This window comes from Streptomyces sp. NPDC086519, assembly GCF_040686075.1.
GTDB classification, from domain to species: Bacteria; Actinomycetota; Actinomycetes; order Streptomycetales; family Streptomycetaceae; genus Streptomyces; species Streptomyces shenzhenensis.
In genome coordinates, this window is the sequence record NZ_JBFBJL010000156.1 from 1 (window position 1) to 2937 (window position 2937).

The 2937-nt window shown below is 69.5% G+C and carries 3 protein-coding genes; all 3 read left to right on the top strand.

Translation table 11 applies throughout. The features are described 5' to 3' along the window. Positions 1-139 precede the first annotated feature (139 nt). The 3 genes from AB0P24_RS47745 to AB0P24_RS47755 all read left to right on the top strand — a co-directional run bounded on the left by AB0P24_RS47745 (position 140) and on the right by AB0P24_RS47755 (position 2914). On the top strand, positions 140-622 hold the full coding sequence (locus AB0P24_RS47745; RefSeq protein WP_365805747.1) for a winged helix-turn-helix domain-containing protein: 483 nt from the start codon (positions 140-142) through the stop codon (positions 620-622). A gap of 47 nt (positions 623-669) precedes the next feature. After that, positions 670-1152 (top strand): transposase, encoded by a 483-nt coding sequence (locus tag AB0P24_RS47750; protein WP_365805749.1) that lies wholly within the window; start codon positions 670-672, stop codon positions 1150-1152. Positions 1153-1261: 109 nt separating this feature from the next. Then, positions 1262-2914 carry a hypothetical protein gene (locus AB0P24_RS47755; protein WP_365805751.1) on the top strand — a complete coding sequence of 551 codons (1653 nt, stop codon included), beginning with the start codon at positions 1262-1264 and terminating at the stop codon, positions 2912-2914. The last annotated feature ends 23 nt before the right edge of the window (positions 2915-2937 follow it).

The window sequence follows — 2937 nt, forward strand, 5'->3', positions numbered from 1 at the left end:
TTACTGACGAGGGCGTTTTGATGTCGTCTCGCTGAGGTTCGCTGACGGACGGCCCTGACGGCGCTATGTCGTTGGTGTGAGATACGCGCAAGGCGGCGGGTTGGACGCTGCGGGGCGGGCGCGCCGCGAGGCTTTGCGGATGCAGGCGGCCGCGATGTTCGTCGAGAACGTCACGTCTTCGGAGATCGCCGAGCGGCTGCGGGTGACGGTGCGGTCGGTGTACCGGTGGAGGGCGGATTTCAAGCGCGGCGGGACGGCGGCGCTGGCAAGCCGGGGCCCGCTGGGGCAGCGGTGCAAGCTCAGTACGAAGTCGCAGGCCAAGCTGGCCCTGATGCTGGATGAGGGCCCGGCGGCGTTCGGCTGGGACGAGGACCAGGTGTGGACCGGGGCTCGGGTCGCCAAGCTGATCGGCCGCAAATTCCATGTCTCCTACAGCGCCGACGCGGCAGCCCGGTTGATCCGTCGGCTCGGCTTCACCCCGCAGATGCCGGCGCGACGGGCCGCCCAGCGCGACGAGATCGCGATCGCCGCCTGGAAGGAAACAACGTGGCCTGCGATAAGGACACAGGCCACGCTCGGCGCCTTCGTTTGCTTCGAAGACGAGGCAGGCGCCAGCATCTGACGCCGCCGCGCGGCCGAACCTGGGGACGGCGGGGCCAGACGCCGATCGTGAGGGTGGCCGGGCGCGGCTCCGGGCGGGTGTCGATCGCCGGACTGATCGCTGTCCGTCCCGGGGCGCGCACGAGACTGTTCTACCGGCTGCGCATCCACCGCCGCCGCATGAACGAGCGGCGCTCCTTATCCGAACGCGACTACATCGGGCTGATCGACGCCGCCCACCAGCAGCTGAGAGCCCCGATCATCCTGGTCTGGGACCGGCCGAACACCCACATCGCGGCGACCATGAAACAGATGATCGCCGAACGGGCCTGGCTGACCGTCGTGCTCCTCCCGGCCTACGCCCCGGACCTGAACCCGGTCGAGGGCGTGTGGTCCCACGTCAAACGCAGCCTGGCCAACCTGGCCGCGCTCACCGTCGATGCGCTGGAGACGCTGATGCGCAACCGACTCAAGCGCCTTCAGTACCGGCCCGCCGTCCTCGACGGCTTCGTCGCGCAGACCGGCCTGACCTACAACCCGCTACCGCCATGAGTTCACGGGACGCCGTCGTCGCAGACTTGCCCGCCGCGACCGTCCGCCCAGCGCGCAATCCCCTTGCGCCGCCGGCCCAGCGCAACGATGCTCAAATGCCGTGAGTAGCTTGGAGATCAGTACGCTGACGAGCACCGAGGAGCGTCTCTGGCACGCTTTCCCCACCGGTGCCCTGGTCGACCTGCGCTCCGGACCCGACGACGGCCCCGATAAGGCGACGTCCTGGCCGCGCACCCGTGACGTCCGCGCCGAGGTGATCGTCGCGCTGCTGAACGGCAGCGGGCCTGATGCAGGTGGCGGCGCGGGCGTCAAACTGGCGGGCGTCCGTGTTGTCGGGCGACTCGCGCTCGCCCACACGCAAGTCCCCTACGCACTCGACTTCGAGCGGTGCTTCTTCGACGACGACCTGGACCTCGCCGAAGCCGAGACTCGCAGTGTGCGTCTTCGCGGCTGCTACCTCACCGGGCTGGAAGCCTCGCGCGCCGAGATCCGCGGCGAGCTTCAGGTGGAGGGCTGCCGCCTCGGCGGGATCGGCCTCTACGCGGCACGCGTCTTCGAGATCGAGATCAGCGGGACCACGATCACTGCGCCCCCGCCCGAACCGCCTGACCCCGACGCCGACTGGACGCCGCCGCGCGCCGCCGTCTACGGCGACCTGCTCGTCGTAGACACCGCGATGTACTGCCACGACGTTGTCGTGGACGGACAGTTCCGGCTCCCGGGCGCGCGTATAGGCGGCTACCTGCATCTGGACGGCGCCCAGATCACCCACGAGGAACCTGACCGCCCGCCCACGCCCGCCTTGCTGGCGCAGGGGTTGCGCGTCGACACCGGTATGTTCGCGCGCCGTGGCAACACCCGAGCGGAGAAGAGGTTCACCGTCATCGGCGGTGTCGACCTCAGCGGCGCCACGATCAAGGGCGGGCTCATGCTGCCCGACGCCGACCTGGTGGACGACCGCGGTGGAACGGCGCTGCGCGCGGATCACATTTCAGTCGAGGGCGGTGTCAATCTGTCGGGCGTGACGGCTTCGGGCGCGGTCCGGCTCGACTCGGCCCGCGTCGTCGGGCCATTGACGCTGAGCGGTGCGCGACTGGGCACGCTCGACGCCTCCGGCGCGCGCGTCGAGGGGGCGATGGTCTGCAATGAGGGCTTCAACGCGCACAGCCTGGATCTGCGGCGGGCACGGACTGCGACGTTCGAGGACGACGCCGCGTCCTGGCCCGTCAAGCTGCGCCTGGATGGTTTCGTCTATGACGAACTGATGCCGTTGCCGGCGGCCGGGACGCGACTGCCGTGGCTGGCTCGTGACGCGTATCAGCCTCAGCCTTATGAGCAGTTGGCCGCGCGCTACCGGGCAGTGGGGCGTGACGGCGAGTCACGGCGGGTGCTGCTGGCTCAGCAGCGGCGGCGACGTGAATCGGCGGGCGTGCCGGCGAAAGCATGGGGCCTCCTCCAGGACGCAACGGTCGGGTACGGGTATCGGCCGTGGCTGGCCGGGCTGTGGTTGCTGGGCCTGCTTGCCGCCGGATCGGTCTACTTCGCGTCCCACCACCCTGCGCCGCTGGGCACGGGCGGCCCGCATTTCAACGCGGTCGCCTACACGCTCGACCTGCTAGTGCCGGTGGTGAGCCTCGGTCAATCGGGGGCGTGGAATCCGAGCGGGTCCAGTCAGGTGCTGGCCTATGCACTGATCATCAGTGGCTGGACACTGGCCACGACGCTGTTCGCGGGAGTCACACGAATCCTGGTGCGACCTTGAGATGGCAGGTCTCTCTGCGGCTG